Genomic DNA, 16,451 nt, shown 5'->3' with positions numbered 1-16,451 from the left:
GTTTTGATCGACCTGCACGACGAATCCATGAGGAAGGACATCTGAGGAGCATGCCCGCACGGCTGCAGAACATCGACGTCGAAACCCTGGAAGGCATCGCTGCCAAATCCACCTCCCAGCTCAGTTCGGAGAACCGGGGCAAGAACCGCCGCTCACCGATCGAGGAGCCGGGCCAGATCCCGCTGGCCAAGCGCATCGTGGTCAAGGTGGGTTCATCGTCCCTGACGAGCATCGAGAACTCGATCGACGAGGCTGCCGTGCAGCGCATCGTCGCCGCACTGGGGAAGCTCAAGAACGCGGGCAAGGAGGTCGTCTTCGTGTCCTCCGGCGCGATCTCCGCGGGCCTGGCCCCCCTGGGCTTCGCCAAGCGACCCAAGGACCTGGCCTCGCAGCAGGCCGCGGCCTCGGTCGGGCAGGGGCTGCTGATGGGCCGTTACATCGATTCCCTGGCCCGGTACGGGGTCACGGTCGGTCAGGTGCTGGTCACCGCCGAGGACCTGATGCAACGCCACCACTACAAGAACACCCACCGGCAGATCGAGCGCCTGCTGGACCTGGGCGTCATGCCGATCGTCAACGAGAACGACGCCGTGGCCACCCAGGAGATCAAGTTCGGCGACAACGACCGCATCGCGGCGCTGACCGCGCACCTGGTCAAGGCCGACGTGCTGCTGCTGCTCTCGGACGTGGACGCGCTCTACACCAAGCCGCCCCAGCACGGCGGCGAGCGGATCAGCGTGGTCAAGGATCCCCTCAAGGACCTCGACGGCGTCCAGATCGGCACCGTGGGGCGCGCTGGCGTCGGCTCCGGCGGCATGGTCACCAAGGTCCAGGCGGCCCGGATCGCCGCATCGTCCGGTATCCCGGCGATGGTGACCTCCGCGCAGAGCATCGAGCCGGCACTGGCCGGCGAGGACGTGGGCACCTGGTTCGCCACCACCGGCGGGCGCCGCAACGCCCGTCTCCTCTGGCTCGCTCACCTGGCTGATATCAAGGGCTCGCTGGTCCTCGACGAGGGCGCCGTACGCGCCGTCGGCCAGCGCAACTCCCTCCTGGCCGCCGGCGTCACGGCCGTCAAGGGCGACTTCGACGCGGGCGATCCGGTTTCCCTACTGGATTCGGACGGCCGCGAGGTCGCCCACGGCATCTGCAACTACGCCGCCGACGAGATCCCCGAGATGCTCGGCAAGAGCACGAACGAACTCGGCGAGGAACTGGGGCCGCGCTTCGAGCGCGAGCTCGTGCACGTGGACAACCTGGTCACCATGCGGGCCAAGTCGGCCAAGACCAGGGTCCGCAAGGGCAAGGCCGCTCAGCGGGACTTCGCGACCCGGGCGATCCCCCAGGTACCCCAGCCCAAGGACGACCCGCAGCCGGCCGGCTGAACCTCTGACTCGGTGCCGACGGCACACTGACCATCCGAACGACCTGAAGAATCAGGAGCAGGATTCATGTCTGAGACCACTACCGCAGCTACCACGGGAGCATCCATCAAAGCCACCTTCGGTGAGGACGCCGTCACCGGCGTCGGGCTGATGGCCGACGACGCCCGGGTGGCCGCACGGAAACTGGCCAAGGCCACCCGCGCCCGCAAGGATGCGGCCCTCTTGCACATCGCCGAGCAGATCGAAGCCCAGGCGGGCACCGTGATCGAGGCCAATCGCAAGGATCTGGCCCGTGGTGAGGAGAACGGCACGGCCGCTTCCCTCCTGGACCGACTGAAGCTCGACCGCGCGCGGATCACCGGCCTGGCCGACGCCCTGCGCGAACTCGCCGCCCTGCCGGACCCCGTCGGCAGCATGGTCCGCGGGCAGACCCTGGCCAACGGCCTGCGCATGCGCCAGGTCCGCGTGCCCATGGGCGTCGTCGGCGCGATCTACGAGGCGCGCCCGAACGTCACCGTCGACATCGCCGGGATCGCGCTGAAGTCCGGCAACGCCGTCCTGCTGCGCGGCGGCTCGGCGGCCCTGGAATCGAACAGGGCGCTGGTCGGCATCATCCGCGATGCCCTGGCCGACCAGAAGCTGCCGGTCGACATCGTCCAGTCCATCGACGACTACGGCCGCGACGGCGCCACCGCGCTGATGGGCGCCCGCGGCCAGGTCGACGTGCTGATCCCGCGCGGCGGGCACGGGCTCATCCAATCCGTCGTGCAGAACGCCTCGGTGCCCGTCATCGAGACGGGTGAGGGCAACGTGCACGTCTTCGTGGACGCCTCGGCCCCCGAGCGGATGGCGGTCGACGTCGTCGTCAATGCGAAGACCCAGCGTCTGTCGACCTGCAACACGGCCGAGACGCTGATCCTGCACAAGGACGCGGCCGCAGGCCCCGCCGTGCTCGCGGGGCTGATCAAGGCCGGCGTGACCCTGCATGTCGACGACAGGGCAGCGGCGATGCTGCCCGCCGGTGCCGATGAGCCCGCCGCCACGGATGAGGACTGGGCGACCGAGTACCTCGATCTGCACATGGCCGTGAAGGTGGTCGACAATATGAATGAGGCGCTCGAGCACATCGAGCGCTGGACCACGCGTCACACCGAGGCGATCGTGACCAACGACCTGGCCAATGCGGAGGAGTTCATCGCCTCCATCGACGCCGCCGCCGTCATGGTCAACGCCTCGACGCGGTTCACCGACGGCGGGCAGCTCGGGCTGGGCGCCGAGATCGGGATCTCCACCCAGAAGATGCACGCCCGCGGTCCCATGGGCCTGGAGGAGCTGACCACGACCAAGTGGATCGTGCAGGGAGACGGCCACATCCGGAAGTGACGACATCATGAGTGACCGGCTGCGCGCGCCCCGGCCGGGGCGCGCGTGCGGTTACCATGGGTGTCTAGTTGGATAGCACCACATCAACTCGCCCAGACCCGGGTAGACGGGAACAGGGCACCACACGGCTCGCGAAGGGACCCACATGCTGCAGTCGACCCCGCTCATCCAGGCGGCCGAAGAGGGCGCGCACATCGTCAACGAACTCCCGGTCCACCCGGCCTGGTTCGGTATCGGCGCGTTCCTGCTGTTCATCGCGATGTTCCTGGCGACCTGGGCGTTCAGCCCGCGCAGCACCATGCCCGAGGCCACCGACCACCACCACGCCGACCCGGCCGCTCTGCCGGCGGACGAGGCCCACGCCGTCGCCGCCTACGAAGCCAAGCGTGGTCACTGAGGTCACCCACGCACGTGAATCCGGCTCACGATCTTGAGGTGCCCCCGCGGGTTGCCGGTCGCGCCCGCGTGGGCGTGATGGGCGGCACGTTCGACCCCATCCACCACGGTCACCTGGTCGCGGCCTCCGAGGTCGCGGCGGTCTTCGACCTGGACGAAGTGGTCTTCGTCCCCACCGGCCAGCCCTGGCAGAAGGCCGGGAAGACGGTTTCCCACCCCGAGCACCGGTATCTGATGACGGTGATCGCCACGGCGTCCAACCCGCGTTTCAGCGTCTCCCGCGTGGACATCGACCGCGGTGGACCGACCTATACCATCGACACCCTGCGCGATCTCCATGAGCAGCGTCCGGACTCGGACCTGTTCTTCATCACCGGCGCGGATGCCATGAACGAGATCCTGGGCTGGCACGGCGCGGACGAGCTGTGGGACCTGGCGCATTTCGTGGGGGTCACCCGGCCGGGTCATGAGCTCGCAGCGCCCGACGGCGTTCGCGGCGTGACCCTCATGGAGGTCCCGGCCATGGCGATCTCCTCGACCGACTGCCGCGACCGCGTGGTCGACGGGAAGCCCGTGTGGTACCTCGTCCCCGACGGCGTGGTGCAGTACATCGGCAAATACGGGCTCTACCGGGACGCCAGGGACGAGCAGCTGCGGCAGCAGCACGCCGGCCAGGTCGTGACCTCCCCGGTGCCGGATGCGAAAGAGGCAAGAGTATGAGCCAGGACCGGTTCCTGGAAAGCGGCGAGCCCTCGCCGGACGACATCCAGGTCCCTGACCTCAACGACCTGGACACCAGGGGACTGGATCTGCCCGCACCGGAGATCGATCTGGGCGGGGGAGAGGTGGAGACCTCGGACAAGCCGCTGGGCCCCCGTCGACTCGCCCTGCTGCGCGAGCAGATGGAGCAGCACGCCAGGGAGCTCGCGGAGAAGCAGAGCGACGATCCCGAGCATGTGGACGAGGACCTGGCGCAGAAGCAGCGCCGCATGGCCGAACTGTCCTCCCGGGCGGCGCGCTCCTCCGACGAGGACCGCCAGACGGCCGAGCGTGCCATGGCCATCGACCAGGAGCGCGCGGACGACGACTCCCCGGTCGAGACCACCTCCATCCCGGCGGATCAGGTGCGGCGCCGGGCCTTGCGCGCTCAGCGGGCTGCCACGGAGGACGAGGACGCCGAGGCAGCAGCACCCTCACCCGACGCCGCTCAGGAGCCTGAGCCCGGTGCTCACGAACCGGAGCCCGAGGTCCCCGACGCCGGCCCCGAGGCACCTGACGCCAGCCAGGATGACGACGCCGAACCGGCTCTGGAGAATCCGGCGACCGCCGTCGAAGAGACCGCCGCCGACGGCCCGGAGGACGCTGAGGAACCGGCGGTGGAGGTCGAACAGCACGAGGAGCCCGGCAAACCCGTCAGGGCGCTGGACGCCGAAGGCCTCGAACTGCTGGACGACAAGCAGTACCGCGAGTCCTCCGGCACCAGGAACATCATCTTGTTGCTGGTGTCTCTGGTCGTCGTGGCGCTCGTGGTCGCACTCATCATCTTGCTCTGAATCTTGTTTTGAAACTGGCTCCGAGAAATCTGGCTCCGAGAAAGGACATCACCTACGTCATGACCCTCCCCGAAACATCACTGGCCTACCTGCGCACCGCGGCCAAGGCTGCAGACGAGAAACAGGCCGAGAACATCGTGGCCCTGGACGTCAGCGAGGCGCTGGGCATCGTGGACTCGTTCCTGGTGGCTTCCGCATCCAACGAGCGGCTGGTCGGCGCGATCGTTGATGCCATCGAGGAGGCGCTGATCGAGGAGTACGACCTGCGTCCCGTCCGCCGTGAAGGCAAGGGCGAGGGCCGCTGGGTGCTGCTCGACTACGGCGATGTGATCGTGCACGTCCAGCATGACGAGGACCGTGCCTACTACGCCCTGGAACGCCTGTGGAACGAGTCTCCCGTGGTGGATCTGGGCCTGCAGCCGAAGTCGCCGGAGGAGAACCCTGCCGCCTCGGGGGAGTGACCACGATTTGCGGCGGGCCGGCTTCCGGCCTAAGATTTACAGCGTTGTCCGAACGGGACGCGAACACGGAACGGAAACGGGAAGTGTCCGGCCGACTGCGGTGGAGTGATCCGACGTGGTAGGGTTCTTGGGTCAACGACAAGGGGCTGTGGCGCAGCTGGTAGCGCATTTGCATGGCATGCAAAGGGTCAGGGGTTCGAGTCCCCTCAGCTCCACGTAAGTTGAGAAAATCGAAACCTGCCCCGCCTGATGGCGGGGCAGGTTCGTTTCCGCGGTCACCTGAGCCGGGACGTCGCTGGTGACGTGGGCAAGGACGCTGGCTGCGGGTTCGGCCGGCACCGGCGTCACGTTCTCGCCTTCGTCGATGATGATGCGGTCGAACAGGGCGCGATTGAGCATCCGCCGTTCAGCAGGTTCGCAGCGGTCGTAGAGGTCACCAAGGCCGGTGAGCAGGTCGACGATCGCGTCGAGACCCTCTCGGGCGCTGGCGTAGGTGGTGGCCATCGTGTCGAGCCGTGCAGTGATCTTGTCGAGGCTGGCACGGATGCGTTCCTGCTCGCTCTTGAGCAGGTCGAGCGGGATCGCGTCGGCATAGTGGGCCTGGACGAGCTTGAGCCGTTCAGCTTCGAGCTTCTCCTTCTGGGCCTCAAGGAGTTTGCGTTCGTCGTCGCTGGAGGCTTCGAGCTGATCGAACACCCGGTGCAGCACCTCTCGCACCCGATCAGCTTCGGCCGGAATGAGACTGTTGGTGTCGTAGGTCGCTTCGATGCGCTCCTCGATCCGCTCGGCGAGGATCGCGGAGCGGGTGCAGGTGGTGCGCTTGCGGCGCCGGCCGGAGCAGGTGAAGTACTCATACCGATCCCCGGCCCTGTCGCGGGGTCGTTCGATCATGAGCTTGGCGCCGCAGGAGCAGTACAGCGAGCCCTTAAGATAGTGGTCGTACTTCTGTGGGCGTTCCCCACGGGCGTTCTTCGCATCGAGCTGGGTCTGGACACGCAGCCAGGTCTCGGAGTCGACGAGCGGCGAGTGGGCGCCGTCGTAGGTGATGCCGCGGAAGGTGACGGTGCCCTGGTAGTAAGGGTTGGTCAGGACCTTGTGTAGTGCCGTGGTCGCGATGGGTCGGGCGGGCTGCGACGGCGTAGGTCGGGTGGTCAGACCGCGGACGTTCAGCTCGCGGGCCAGTAAGGACAGGGACCAGTCGCCGGTGGCGTAGGCGGTGAACGCGAACCGGATCAGATCGGCCCGGTCGGGGTCGACCTCGACGTCGCGGATCTCGCGGCCCTTGGCGTCGGTGGTGCGCACGTTCAGGTACCCGAGGGGCGCTTTGGTGGGGGTGCCGCCGATGGTGGCCTTCTGCGTCATGCCTTTGATGACTTCTTGGGCGAGGTTGAGGGAGTAGAACTCGGCCATCGAGGCGAGGATGCCGTGCATGAGCATCCCCGAGGGAGTCTCGTCGATGTTCTCGGTCACCGACACGAGGGTGGTGTTCGCACCGCGCAGGGCAGCGTGGATGGTCGCGTCGTCGAGGCGGTTGCGGGCGATTCGATCGACCTTGTTGATGATGCAGTATCGGACCGGATTCGCGGCGATGTAGTCGAGCATTTCCTGCAACGCGCGCCGGCGCGCGGACTTCGCGGACTCGCCAGGCTCGATGAACTCCTTGACGATGACCGCGCCGAGTTGTTCGGCTTTGCGCTGCGCGGCTTCACGCTGCGCCGGGATCGACAGGCCCTCTTCTTGCCCGTAGCGGGTGGCTTGGTCCTTGGTGGTGACCCGCAGATAGGAGATCGCCGGCACCAGCCCCTCCGCCGCGCCGCGGTCGATGGTCTGCTTCGCCGCGCGGCTGGTGCCGGCGGCAAGCGTACGCAGGGCTTGAAGGTCCATCCCGTTGGAGAGGTCGAGCAGTGTCATGGTGTGACCGCCTTTCAGAAGCCCAACGCCGCAGGGATAGGCGGCTAGGGGCGCCGAATGGCGGTCACGTGAGAGTGCGGAAAGAACACCCCAGATGCGGGGCTTAGGAGTCGGGTGCCAGCGACGCCGAATCGTCGTAGTGCAAGATCGATTCTACCGGCTGGTGGTGAGCAGGTCGCGGAGATAGTCGCCGGTGCGACCGGTGTCGCTGTCGTCGTCGGCGTGGCGCAGCGCGATGCGGATGAGGACTTCGGCGACCTTCTCTGCATCGATCTCTTCTCGTCGTTGGTAGCGCACGCGGACCGGCCGGGTCGCTGCCGGCCGGTCCGTCTTCCGCTGATACTTCCGAACCACATCCGCTCACCGACCTTGATTGTGGTGCTGGTCGTCGGGGTGGTGGAGTTCGCCGGTGGCCTCATCGAAGGTGGCGTAGAACGCGTCCTCTTCCTCCTGACGTTCACGCACTTGGTCTTGGACGAACTGCACGAACTCGCCGTCTCGGTCGGTAATGATCCTGTCTTCGACCGCGGGGGCCGGATCTTCGCCGGGCCAAGTGGTCTGCCGCGTTGGTCGATCGCGGTCCAATCGGGTACCGGAGGCGGCGACCCAGTCCCGCAGTCGCTGGCGGACGTCGGCAAAGTCGCGGTGCCAACCGATGGGTGCGGAGCCGTTCTGGTCGGGGTCGTAGGCGCACAGCCAGTGCAGGTGCAGGGCGGAGAGTTCCCAGACGAGTTCGGGGTGGTGGTGCCAGAACGGCGGGACCACCGATGCGGGGAGACCGTAGGTGTGGCGGAGCCAGTCGACCCACCGGTTCAGCTCCAACCATTCCTGTTCCAGGTCGTGGGCCGAGAGCAGGTTCCAGTTCACCGGGTGCGGCGGCCCGGCCGATACATCGCTGCCGCCTATGGGATCGTCGTGGAAGGAGTCCAGGTCGTCGAGGTCGATCTCGTCGGGATCGACCTCGTCACCATGGCCAGGGGTGTGCTCGCTCATCGTGTCGCCTCCCGGTCAGTGCCCGAGCACCGGCGCGTTGGTGGCCTGCTGGCCGCGCTCGGGTTGGTCGAACGCGCGGCCTTGCTCTCGGGCCGGGGCTTTGCGGTCCGCGGCGTAGCGATCGAGGGTGCGGCGGGGTGTGCGGTCGACGTCGTAGCGGGTGCGGGCGGTGTCGTGGCCAATCTTCTTCGCCACGAATTCAGTGCCCTCAATCTGCTGTCCGTCGCGCTCGTAGGAGTAGTCGTGGCTGTAGCCCTCGGCGACGAACTGGTCGCCCTTGGTGAACCGCTCGTGGGCGCGGTCTGCTGTCGCCCGATAGAGGACGAGGTTGCCGAACGACGGGTCGAGCTTGGTGAACTCCCCGGTCTCCTCACGGCGGTAGTTCTCCTGCCCGAACCTGGCGTAAAAGCGTGCTTCCCCGCGCTCTGTGTAGGTCAGCTGCGGGTCGGTGGCGATGAACCCCGAGAGGGATTCCTGGGTACGGATAGCCATCGGACTGATCCCTTTCCAGACACGCAACCCCAGGCCGGGGTTGCTGGTGTCAGGCAGGTGCACGCCCGCATCCACGGCCGGGACTACTCGTCGCTAGTGGGTCGGTGCAGCAGTGCCTCCAGCTCGCGACGCTCCTTTTTCAGCCGGTCAGCGTCGGGCCGCTTGGGCCACGGGTGGAGGTCGGTGATGATCGGCGGAGCGGCGCGCAGGAGCGTGACGCCGGTGCCGAAGGGGAGGATCCTGATCCGGTCGGGCGGCAGGATCGCGACGCGGCGGATGGAGCGTTGGTTCGAGCGGGTGCCGTGGTCTCCGAGGGTCACGGAGTCGGTGTACTCATCGCGTTCGCCGATCAAGGTGCTCAGGTCTTGGAGGTCGCGAGAGTTCGAGGCGCCGCCGAGGATGACCTTGACGATGGAGGCGTCCCAGATCGCTCCGGCGGCGTTGTCGTTCCATTTGTCGCGCGCTTGGGCGAGGGACTGGAGCACGGGCAGGGTGGTGATACCGGTACCCCCGCCCTCAGCCATCAGAGTGGGGAGGCTGGGCAGGGGGGGCGAGGTTGCCGATCTCATCCAGTGCGAGCAACAGGGGCGGGTCGAGGCGGGCGCCGGGTGAGCGCGCGGCGATACGGCGGGCGGTCTCGATCAGGTCTTCGACGAATGCGGCGACCAGGGCAGCGGATGCGCCGGCGCCCGCGCCGGTAGCGAGGAGATAGAGCGTGCCGCGGTCGCGGATGAACGTTTCGGGGTCGAAGTCCTCACCCGGGCCCGGTGAGACGGCATCGAGGACGCGCGGGTCGGCCAGTGCGCCGAGGGCCAGGGCGACGCCCTGCCAGATCGAATCCCTGGTTTTGGGATCGGCGTCGATCATTGCCCCGAGGGAGTCCGCCCACCCGGTGGCTGCCTGGGTGTTGTTGGTGAGGATCGCGACGGCTTCGGCGGCGGCGGAGGGGTCGAGGGCCCAGCGGAACAGCTCTGCTGGGGGCCGGTGGTCGAGCGCCGCGGCGTGTAGGAGGGCTTGGAGGGCGGTGCGGGTCTTGCCTTCCCAGAAGCCGCCGGATTCGACCCTGCCAGCAGACAGACCGGTCGCGGCCGACAGGCCGGTCGCGCGGATCATCGCCGTGAGCGGGTCCTCGCATCCGCGGATCGGTGACCAGCGCATCCCGGCCGGGATGCCTTCGGCGAGGTGCTGAGGGTCGAACACCGCCACCGGCCGGCCGCCACTTTGCCAGGGCGCGGAGGGTGGCGGTGAGGTTGTCCGGCCGCGTCGAGGTGGTGACGACGGCGCCGGGCGCGTCGAGGATCGCCGGGATCACGATGTGGAGGCCCTTGCCTGAGCGGGGCGGGCCGATGAGCAGGATCGAGTCCTCCACGCTCGCCCACACGTCGCGCCCCTTGGACGCGCCGATCCGATAACCGACATCGCCGGGTGCGGGTTTATCGAGCGAGGGGCGCAGTGTCTCGGCTCGGCGGAGCAGTGCCTTCGCCGAGGCGCTCTGGGTGACCTCATGGGCTGTAGCGGCGCCGGCGAGCCGGCGTGGGTCGGTCTCGACCCGGCGGGAATGGCGGCGCAGCCGCACCCACACCCACGCCCCGGCCGTGACGAGCCCGGCTAGCAACGCCGCAGTGATGATCCAGTACATGGTCGGGTTGAGCCCGTCGGCGTCGAGCGCAGCCGCGGGGTCGCTGGGGTTGAACAGCAGTCCGAGACCGGCGGCGGGGCCGGCCTCGGGTTGCGGTGTGCCGGTGAGGAACGCGGCCACGGACCCGGAGGCGCGGAGGATGAGCGCGATCCCGAACATCCCCACCAGGGCGATCAGGGCGGCGTTGGTCAGCTCGTCACCGAACGAGCCGGCCTGCCGTCCGGATGGGGTGCTCACGACAGTCGCCGGACGTGGATCGTGCCCGAGATGCGGCCGAACAGAATCACCTCACCGCCGCCGTCGGACAGCAGTGACCGGAGCCGACGTCGGTCCAGGAGCGCGCGGGCATGACCGGTGCTGGTGGCATCGGTGTGCGAGACGATGACCGCGGCGGCGACGTCCTCACCGGGCACGAACCCCTCGCCGGTCACTTCGACCAGGTCCGGACGCCGCTTGCTCCTGCTCTTGACCCGTGTTTCCCGGTCGTCCTCAGTCTTGTTCTCGGTCTCGGCCTGGGTGTCTGGTGGTTCGGGTCTGGTGCGGCGGCGGGCGCGGATGACGTCGGTGAACACGCTCCCGTCGCTCTCGTGCACCTCGATGCGCACCGTGATGGTCCGGTCCCGGGTGAGGGCGTCCAGCAGTGGCCCGAAGGTGCCGCGCGTCCACGCTTCGCCCTCTGGTGGTGGGACGTCGGTGCCGTCGAGGGTGACGTTCAGGGCGCCGGTCTCGGTGACGGTGATGACCGCGTGCGGCAGCACGACCGGCGTCTCCTCTGGTTCCGGCCCGGTGGCACGGCGGGGTTCGCGGGTCATCACTTCACCCCCGAGGTGAGCCGCGAGCTGGTGTCGAACAGTGCCAGCTCGGCGGGATGGAGCTGGTGCTGGGTGACGAAGGCCCGGTCCTTGATGCGCCACAGCCCCTGCCCGACGCCCAGGCTCGGCAGCAGTTTCTGCTCGGTGCCGGTGAGGCCGAGTGCCTGGGCGGTGGGGCCGAGCTGGTCGGATTCCTGCCGGTAGACGATTCGGGTCTCGGCGTTCGCCAGCAGCGAGTTGGCGAGGGAGCGCATGGCGGAGCCAGCGTCGCCGACGTTGTCCAGGTCGGAGAGTTTGTGGAAGATCAGCATGTTCGCGATCCCGTAATGCCGGGCGAGGCGCCAGTGGGCGTCCATCCGCTTCAACAGGGCGGGGTGGGACATCAGCCGCCAGGCTTCGTCGTAGATCACCCACCGTTGCCCACCGTTGGGGTCCAGCAGGGCGGACTCCATCCACGCCGACGAGCACGTCATCAACACTGAGATCAATGTGCTGTTCTCGGTGACGCGGGACAGGTCGAGGCTGATCATCGGCAGGCTTGGGTCGAACCGGACGGTGCTGGGGCCGTCGAACAGGCCGGCGAGGTCACCGGCGACCAGGCGCCGCAGGGCATGGCCGACGAGCCGCCCGTCCTCGGCGAGCCTGCCGTCGGCGGTCTCGTCTGGGTTGAGGATGCGGTCGACGACCATCGGCAGGATCGGCACGGTGTTTTCTGCGACGACTGCGGTGAGGGCGAGGTCGATTGCCGTGTGCTCCAGCGGCGTCAACCCGCGGGCCAGGACGGTCTCGGCGAGAGCGCCGATGAGGTCGCGGCGGCGGGAGGCGACCGTGATGGCCCACTCCCGGTCCGACAGTCCGGTGGGGCGGTGGCCTTCGTCGAGGGGGTTGAGGCGTGTGTTCAGGCCGTGGCCGAGAACGATTGCCTTCCCGCCAACTGCGTTGGCGACGGCGGTGTGCTCGCCCTTCGGATCGCCGGGCACGTAGACGCGGCGTCCGAATGGCAGCGAGCGGGTGTAGAGCGAGTTCGCCAGGGAGGATTTGCCCGAGCCCACGATCCCGGCGAGGACGAGGTTGGGGGCGGTGATGATCCCGCGGGCGTAGAGCACCCAGGGGTCGTAGACGAAGGAGCCGCCGGAGTAGAGGTCTTGGCCGACGAAGACGCCGTCAGCGCCGAGGCCGCCTTCGGCGACGAACGGGTACGCCCCCGCCAACGTCGCCGACGTGTCCTGATGGCGTGGGAGGCGGAACCTGCCCGGGGTGCGCAGCGCGGCAGGCCCGGGCTCACCGGCAGCAGGCAGGTATCTGGTGGCTTTGCGTTCGGCGCGTTCCGCGTCGGCCTTCGCTCGCGCCGCAGCTTGATCGGCGCGGTGCTGCTCGGCCCGAAGTGCTGCGGCGGCCCGCTGGCGTTGTATGCGCAGTCGGCGACGATCAGCGGCCGGAGCCACCAGGACCGACGCGTGCAGCCGCTCGCTCTCCCGCGCGCTCACAGCGACAACCCCCGCTCAACCGACCCAGAGGAGCGGGCCGGACCGGCGAACCAATCCCGGTCCGCAACCGCCGAAGCCTGCTGCATCCGCGCGGACGCTGGCGTCCCCGCTGACCGCGGCGTGTTCGAATCGAGCGGTCCGACGCCGCTGATGGCCTCACGCCCGGGCACCACGTCGGTCTCGACCAGGTCCGGGTCCGGCATGGCGGCGGGGTGTGCCCGCAGGAGATTGATGTGCCCCATGAACGGGTTGTAGGTGAGGGTGTAGTCACCGTCGATGGCCACCCTGTCCAGCTGGCCGGTGGGTGGTTCGTCGTAGACGTACCCGTTCTCCAGTGCCGCGTCGGTGGTCTCGTCCCCGTAGTCCCAGTTCCTCAGGTGCGCGATGGCCGCGTCGGGGACGTCGCGGTCGATGAGGTCGAGCACGTCATCGGCTTCTGAGCCTTGGAGGAAGACGACGCTGAGCCACCGGTGCGGTGCTTCCGTGGACACTGCTTCCCGGTCGAGTTCTTGGGCTGGGGCGTGCCAGGCGATGCGTCCAGAGTGGGTCATCGCGGCATTGACTCGCTCCTCGACACTATCGAGGAGCGTTCCGGCGTGGTGCAGGTCGTCGGCGGCGGCGAGGGCTTCGGAGGCACCGATCGCTTGGTCACCGTCATCGTCGTGCGCGCGGCCGCGATGGCCGAGATGTGCGGAGCCGACCTGGTCGAGCACCTGGCGCAGCGATCGGACGCCGGAGAGGAGGTCGCCGAGCACGCTGTAGGTGTCGGCGGGGTTGTCGAAGACGCGGCTGGCGTGCGCGAGCCCGCGCAGCGCGTCGGATGCTTCGGCAGCATCCTGGAGTGGGTCGTGATACGTGGGCATGAGCGGCCTCCTGTGACGAGCACGAAAGCCCCGGTCATCCGGGGTTGACTGCCAGGTGCACGCGCGCCCCCACGGCGCGACGACCGCAGTGTGTGCCGGGCGTCAGATGCGGCGGCACAGCGGTAGCGCGGCGGCGGTGAATGCGGCGGCCTGCTGCCCCACAAGTAGCCGCGTCTCGCAGGAGGCTTGGATCGCGGCCTGCTCGATCGCGGCGACACCGGCGTCTAGTTCTTCGACGGTGGGTGCGGAGACGCTGATGAGGCCGGTGAACCGCAGCACCCCGTGGCCGGCGGTCAGGTCGGCCTCCTGCTGGAGGACGTCGTGGTACTCGGCAGTTTGGGTGGCGTCTTCGATCTGCCCGATCTTCGCCCGCTGGGCTTGGTCGGAGAGGTGCTCGACCTTCTTCTTGCGGATGTCGCGGGCGGCTTGGTCCGAGCGCATCGGGGTGCACAGCAGCGAGAACGAGCGTTGGATGCCGGTGGACAGCAGTACCGGCGACAAGAAGCCCGGGTAGACCATCGAGCGCGGCCACTCGCTGATCCACAGCACCGCGTGGTGGGCGGAGTCGGTGCGCAACCGGGTCCAGGACTCGTTGACGGCGACGGGACCGGCGGTGGCGAGGTGCTGGCCGAGTTCGCCGTGGCGTTCCAGGGTCGCGGCGATCGCTGGGTCATACGCGCTGCGCAGGATCACCGCGATCTGTCCCGGGCTCAGCCATCCCGAGGGTTTCAGGTCGGCTGAGCGCAGCGCCGCGACCAGGGTGGACATCTCCTGACGCAGGACGGCAGCGGCGCCGCGGATGCCGCCACCGGCGGTCCTGATCTGCCGGGCGGCGGTTTTCATGTCCAGCGAGAGGGACAGGGTGGTGGCGTGTCGTTCCCCGGCCGGTCCGGCGCGCTCGATGAGTTCGGCGTAGGTGGTCGCTGCCCAGGTGTCGTCGGCGGTGCCGTGGGAGGCCCACCATTCGGCGAGCCCGGTGCCGGAGTCCGGCAGCGTCCGTTCCAGCACTTGGAGGGTGGCGATCCGCCCGGAGCGGCACACGGTGGCCAGCACGCGCCCCCATGAGGTGACGCGGCGTTCCTGCTCGCCGGGGTCCAGCAGCACGAACGCCGGATGGGTCACCTCGCAGACCACGGTGAGGGTGGCAGCGTGGGGGTCGTGGATCATCCCGGCCCCGGTCTCGGGGTCGGTGTATTCGCGCAGGCGCGCCATGTCACCGGGCAGCGCCAGTGTGCCGGCCGGGCGGGGTGCCACGATGCGGCGGCGGTAGAGGAGTTGACCTGCGGTGCTGCGCCACAGCCACCAGCACGCCACCGGCAGCCACTCCACGGCAGGACGCCCAGCGACGGGTATCCAGGTCAGCGTGGCGGCGAGCACCCAGACGGGGGCGGTGTAGGCCAGCAGGATGCCACCGCCGGCATAGAGCGCGCCGACGACCGCGAGGACGCCGGTGGCAAGCGTAGGGAGCTGGGAAAGCGACAGTCCGAGGAGGATGCCGCGGCGGGTGAGCCGGGAGAACTTGACCGGCACCAGCTCCGTCGAGGACTCCTTATGCTTCGAGGTCATGACGAGGTCACTCCTTCCCGGTCGGCTTCGGTGCGGGCGGGCCGGGCGACTTCGGTGTCGGCGGCGGGGTCGGCTTCGGCGCAGGCGACGTCGGTTGCGAGGGACCCGCCGACGGTGTCTTCGGCTCGGCCGACGGCGGAGCCTTCGGGGTCGGGGCGGACGATGTCGAGGCCGCCCCAGGAGGCGGTGTCGCGCCGGTCTGCCCGGCGTTGTCGGCGGCGGTCTCGCCCTGGTTGCCAAGGGCCGTGCCGGCCTTCGGCCCGGCGGTCGCCGCATCCTTGGCGACCTTCCCTGCGATCACCGCTGCCGCGGCCGGCCCCGCCGCCGCAGCACCTGCACCGGCCGCACCAGCTCCTGCGCCGCCGCTGGCGCCGGCGCCGGCTCCGGCGGACCCACCCGCGGTTGTCGCGCCTCCCGCGGCACCGCTTCCGGATGCCTGAGGTGCGGAGGTCTTGGCCTGAGGCGACGTCTTCCCACCGCTTCCACCGCTTCCACTACTGCCACCCCCGCCACCGCTCTCGCTGCCGCTGCTGCCGCCGTTGAGGACCTTCTTCGGGGCATCACCGGCTGACTGCGTAGGTGTGGGGACGGGTCGGTTGAGGGCCTGTTTGGCGTCTTGCTCGGAGCCGATCGCGTGGTACATGTCGAAGCCGATGAAGCTGATGAACTTGTACGTCAGGTAGGGGGCGAACGCGGCCATCGCCATCAGCACGATCCCCGCCAGCGGGTCGCTGATCGAGGACAGGTCCGCATCGATCGGTGCCGACACCTGGGTGATGGCGACGAGGAACATCACGACCAGGACGAGCGTGGAGCAGATCAGCGCGATGACGAACATCGCCCACTTCCCGATCCACCCCCTACTCGCGTCCCAAGAGGCGCCGGAGAACGCCAGGGGTGCGAACACGATCGCCACCAACAACAGCGCCTTGCGCACGAGCAGGGACAGCCACACGATCGCTGCTGCGGCGATCGCCAGGCCGGCGAGGAAGATCGTGATGATCGCGCCCACCCCGGGGGCGGCGATGTTGATCCCGACCAGGCCCGCGGCGAGGAGGGTGATCTTGTCACCCATGGACTCCGTCGTCTCCCCAGCGGCCTGGATGATCCCGACACAGAGTTGGTCGACGATCTCCAGCAGCAACGCCGTCAGCGTGATCACCACGAACGAGCCGAGCACGGACTTCGCCAACCCCAGGGCGGCCCGAGACAGGGCGGTGGGGTCACGGCGGATCAGGCCGGTGATGAGTTGGAGGCAGAAGAAGATCAGCATCACGAACACGGCGATGCCGAACAGCAGGTTGTAGACCGCCACGTACTCGGGCCGGGTGACATCGACGAGGGTGGTGGTGTCGAACACGGACCACACGGCCTCGAACAGCCAGCCGGCGGCGGCGCCCATGGCTTGGGCGAGCCAGTCGAACGGTGCGGCCACCAAGCTCGCGGCGGCTTCGCCGGCGGTGTCGCACACGGTTGAGATGACGGGAATATCGCATACACCCACCGCAAT

14 protein-coding genes, 1 tRNA gene and 2 pseudogenes are annotated in these 16,451 nt (G+C 68.6%); 7 read left to right on the top strand and 10 right to left on the bottom strand.

Annotation, left to right across the window (positions count from 1 at the left end; translation table 11 throughout):
* Positions 1-50 precede the first annotated feature (50 nt).
* The 7 genes from proB (at position 51) to FCK90_RS08795 (ending at position 5,393) form a co-directional block, all read left to right on the top strand.
* A complete protein-coding gene (proB, locus tag FCK90_RS08825) occupies positions 51-1,385 on the top strand; it encodes a glutamate 5-kinase (RefSeq protein ID WP_158033945.1) in 1,335 nt (444 codons plus the stop codon).
* 66 nt (positions 1,386-1,451) lie between these two features.
* Positions 1,452-2,768, top strand: a complete 1,317-nt coding sequence (locus FCK90_RS08820; protein ID WP_158033944.1) for a glutamate-5-semialdehyde dehydrogenase — start codon at positions 1,452-1,454, stop codon at positions 2,766-2,768.
* A 145-nt stretch (positions 2,769-2,913) separates the two neighbouring features.
* Positions 2,914-3,165, top strand: coding sequence for a hypothetical protein (locus tag FCK90_RS08815; RefSeq protein ID WP_158033943.1), 252 nt, complete (start codon positions 2,914-2,916; stop codon positions 3,163-3,165).
* A gap of 38 nt (positions 3,166-3,203) precedes the next feature.
* Positions 3,204-3,884 (top strand): nicotinate-nucleotide adenylyltransferase, encoded by a 681-nt coding sequence (gene nadD, locus FCK90_RS08810; RefSeq protein ID WP_343029893.1) that lies wholly within the window; start codon positions 3,204-3,206, stop codon positions 3,882-3,884.
* Entirely contained in the window at positions 3,881-4,717 is an 837-nt protein-coding gene (locus FCK90_RS08805; RefSeq protein ID WP_158033942.1) for a prolipoprotein diacylglyceryl transferase, read from the top strand. Before nadD ends, FCK90_RS08805 begins: the two co-directional genes overlap by 4 nt.
* Positions 4,718-4,776: 59 nt before the next feature.
* Positions 4,777-5,178, top strand: a complete 402-nt coding sequence (rsfS, locus tag FCK90_RS08800) for a ribosome silencing factor (RefSeq protein ID WP_158033941.1) — start codon at positions 4,777-4,779, stop codon at positions 5,176-5,178.
* Positions 5,179-5,320: 142 nt separating this feature from the next.
* Positions 5,321-5,393, top strand: a tRNA-Ala gene (locus FCK90_RS08795).
* A gap of 601 nt (positions 5,394-5,994) precedes the next feature.
* On the opposite strand, the pseudogene FCK90_RS16025 reads toward FCK90_RS08795, so the two are convergent.
* From FCK90_RS16025 to FCK90_RS08735, 10 genes and pseudogenes are all read right to left on the bottom strand, one after another.
* Positions 5,995-7,062: pseudogene (locus FCK90_RS16025) on the bottom strand (recombinase family protein); the annotation flags it as partial.
* A gap of 180 nt (positions 7,063-7,242) precedes the next feature.
* Positions 7,243-7,443, bottom strand: a complete 201-nt coding sequence (locus FCK90_RS08775; RefSeq protein ID WP_158033939.1) for a hypothetical protein — start codon at positions 7,441-7,443, stop codon at positions 7,243-7,245.
* Positions 7,444-7,449: 6 nt separating this feature from the next.
* Complete coding sequence (locus tag FCK90_RS08770; RefSeq protein ID WP_158033938.1) at positions 7,450-8,082, bottom strand: hypothetical protein; 633 nt, start codon at positions 8,080-8,082, stop codon at positions 7,450-7,452.
* Positions 8,083-8,097: 15 nt separating this feature from the next.
* Positions 8,098-8,574 (bottom strand): single-stranded DNA-binding protein, encoded by a 477-nt coding sequence (locus FCK90_RS08765; protein ID WP_158033937.1) that lies wholly within the window; start codon positions 8,572-8,574, stop codon positions 8,098-8,100.
* 83 nt (positions 8,575-8,657) lie between these two features.
* Positions 8,658-10,450 (bottom strand): annotated as a pseudogene (locus FCK90_RS08760) (type IV secretory system conjugative DNA transfer family protein).
* Positions 10,447-11,025, bottom strand: a complete 579-nt coding sequence (locus tag FCK90_RS08755; protein WP_181954252.1) for a hypothetical protein — start codon at positions 11,023-11,025, stop codon at positions 10,447-10,449. Before FCK90_RS08755 ends, FCK90_RS08760 begins: the two are co-directional and overlap by 4 nt.
* A complete protein-coding gene (locus FCK90_RS08750; protein WP_158033936.1) occupies positions 11,025-12,512 on the bottom strand; it encodes an ATP-binding protein in 1,488 nt (495 codons plus the stop codon). The genes FCK90_RS08755 and FCK90_RS08750 overlap by 1 nt, the downstream gene beginning before the upstream one ends.
* Complete coding sequence (locus FCK90_RS08745; protein WP_158033935.1) at positions 12,509-13,375, bottom strand: hypothetical protein; 867 nt, start codon at positions 13,373-13,375, stop codon at positions 12,509-12,511. The genes FCK90_RS08750 and FCK90_RS08745 overlap by 4 nt, the downstream gene beginning before the upstream one ends.
* Before the next feature lie 102 nt (positions 13,376-13,477).
* Positions 13,478-14,941, bottom strand: a complete 1,464-nt coding sequence (locus FCK90_RS08740) for an SCO6880 family protein (RefSeq protein WP_158033934.1) — start codon at positions 14,939-14,941, stop codon at positions 13,478-13,480.
* A gap of 7 nt (positions 14,942-14,948) precedes the next feature.
* Entirely contained in the window at positions 14,949-16,445 is a 1,497-nt protein-coding gene (locus FCK90_RS08735) for a conjugal transfer protein TrbL (protein ID WP_158033933.1), read from the bottom strand.
* Positions 16,446-16,451 lie beyond the last annotated feature (6 nt).

Source organism: Kocuria coralli (assembly GCF_008831305.1).
GTDB classification, from domain to species: domain Bacteria; phylum Actinomycetota; class Actinomycetes; order Actinomycetales; family Micrococcaceae; genus Kocuria; species Kocuria coralli.
Note: the sequence above shows the minus strand (reverse complement) of the source record. Positions and strands in the feature narration are given on the sequence as shown.

What these genes read in the sequence shown, in the direction of transcription:
- FCK90_RS08740 (WP_158033934.1), bottom strand. Translation starts at nt 14,941, where the DNA reads ATGACCTCGAAGCATAAGGAGTCCTCGACGGAGCTGGTGCCGGTCAAG.
- FCK90_RS08745 (WP_158033935.1), bottom strand. Translation starts at nt 13,375, where the DNA reads ATGCCCACGTATCACGACCCACTCCAGGATGCTGCCGAAGCATCCGAC.
- FCK90_RS08765 (WP_158033937.1), bottom strand. Translation starts at nt 8,574, where the DNA reads ATGGCTATCCGTACCCAGGAATCCCTCTCGGGGTTCATCGCCACCGAC.
- FCK90_RS08755 (WP_181954252.1), bottom strand. Translation starts at nt 11,025, where the DNA reads ATGACCCGCGAACCCCGCCGTGCCACCGGGCCGGAACCAGAGGAGACG.
- rsfS (WP_158033941.1), top strand. Translation starts at nt 4,777, where the DNA reads ATGACCCTCCCCGAAACATCACTGGCCTACCTGCGCACCGCGGCCAAG.
- FCK90_RS08815 (WP_158033943.1), top strand. Translation starts at nt 2,914, where the DNA reads ATGCTGCAGTCGACCCCGCTCATCCAGGCGGCCGAAGAGGGCGCGCAC.
- FCK90_RS08820 (WP_158033944.1), top strand. Translation starts at nt 1,452, where the DNA reads ATGTCTGAGACCACTACCGCAGCTACCACGGGAGCATCCATCAAAGCC.
- FCK90_RS08770 (WP_158033938.1), bottom strand. Translation starts at nt 8,082, where the DNA reads ATGAGCGAGCACACCCCTGGCCATGGTGACGAGGTCGATCCCGACGAG.
- FCK90_RS08805 (WP_158033942.1), top strand. Translation starts at nt 3,881, where the DNA reads ATGAGCCAGGACCGGTTCCTGGAAAGCGGCGAGCCCTCGCCGGACGAC.
- proB (WP_158033945.1), top strand. Translation starts at nt 51, where the DNA reads ATGCCCGCACGGCTGCAGAACATCGACGTCGAAACCCTGGAAGGCATC.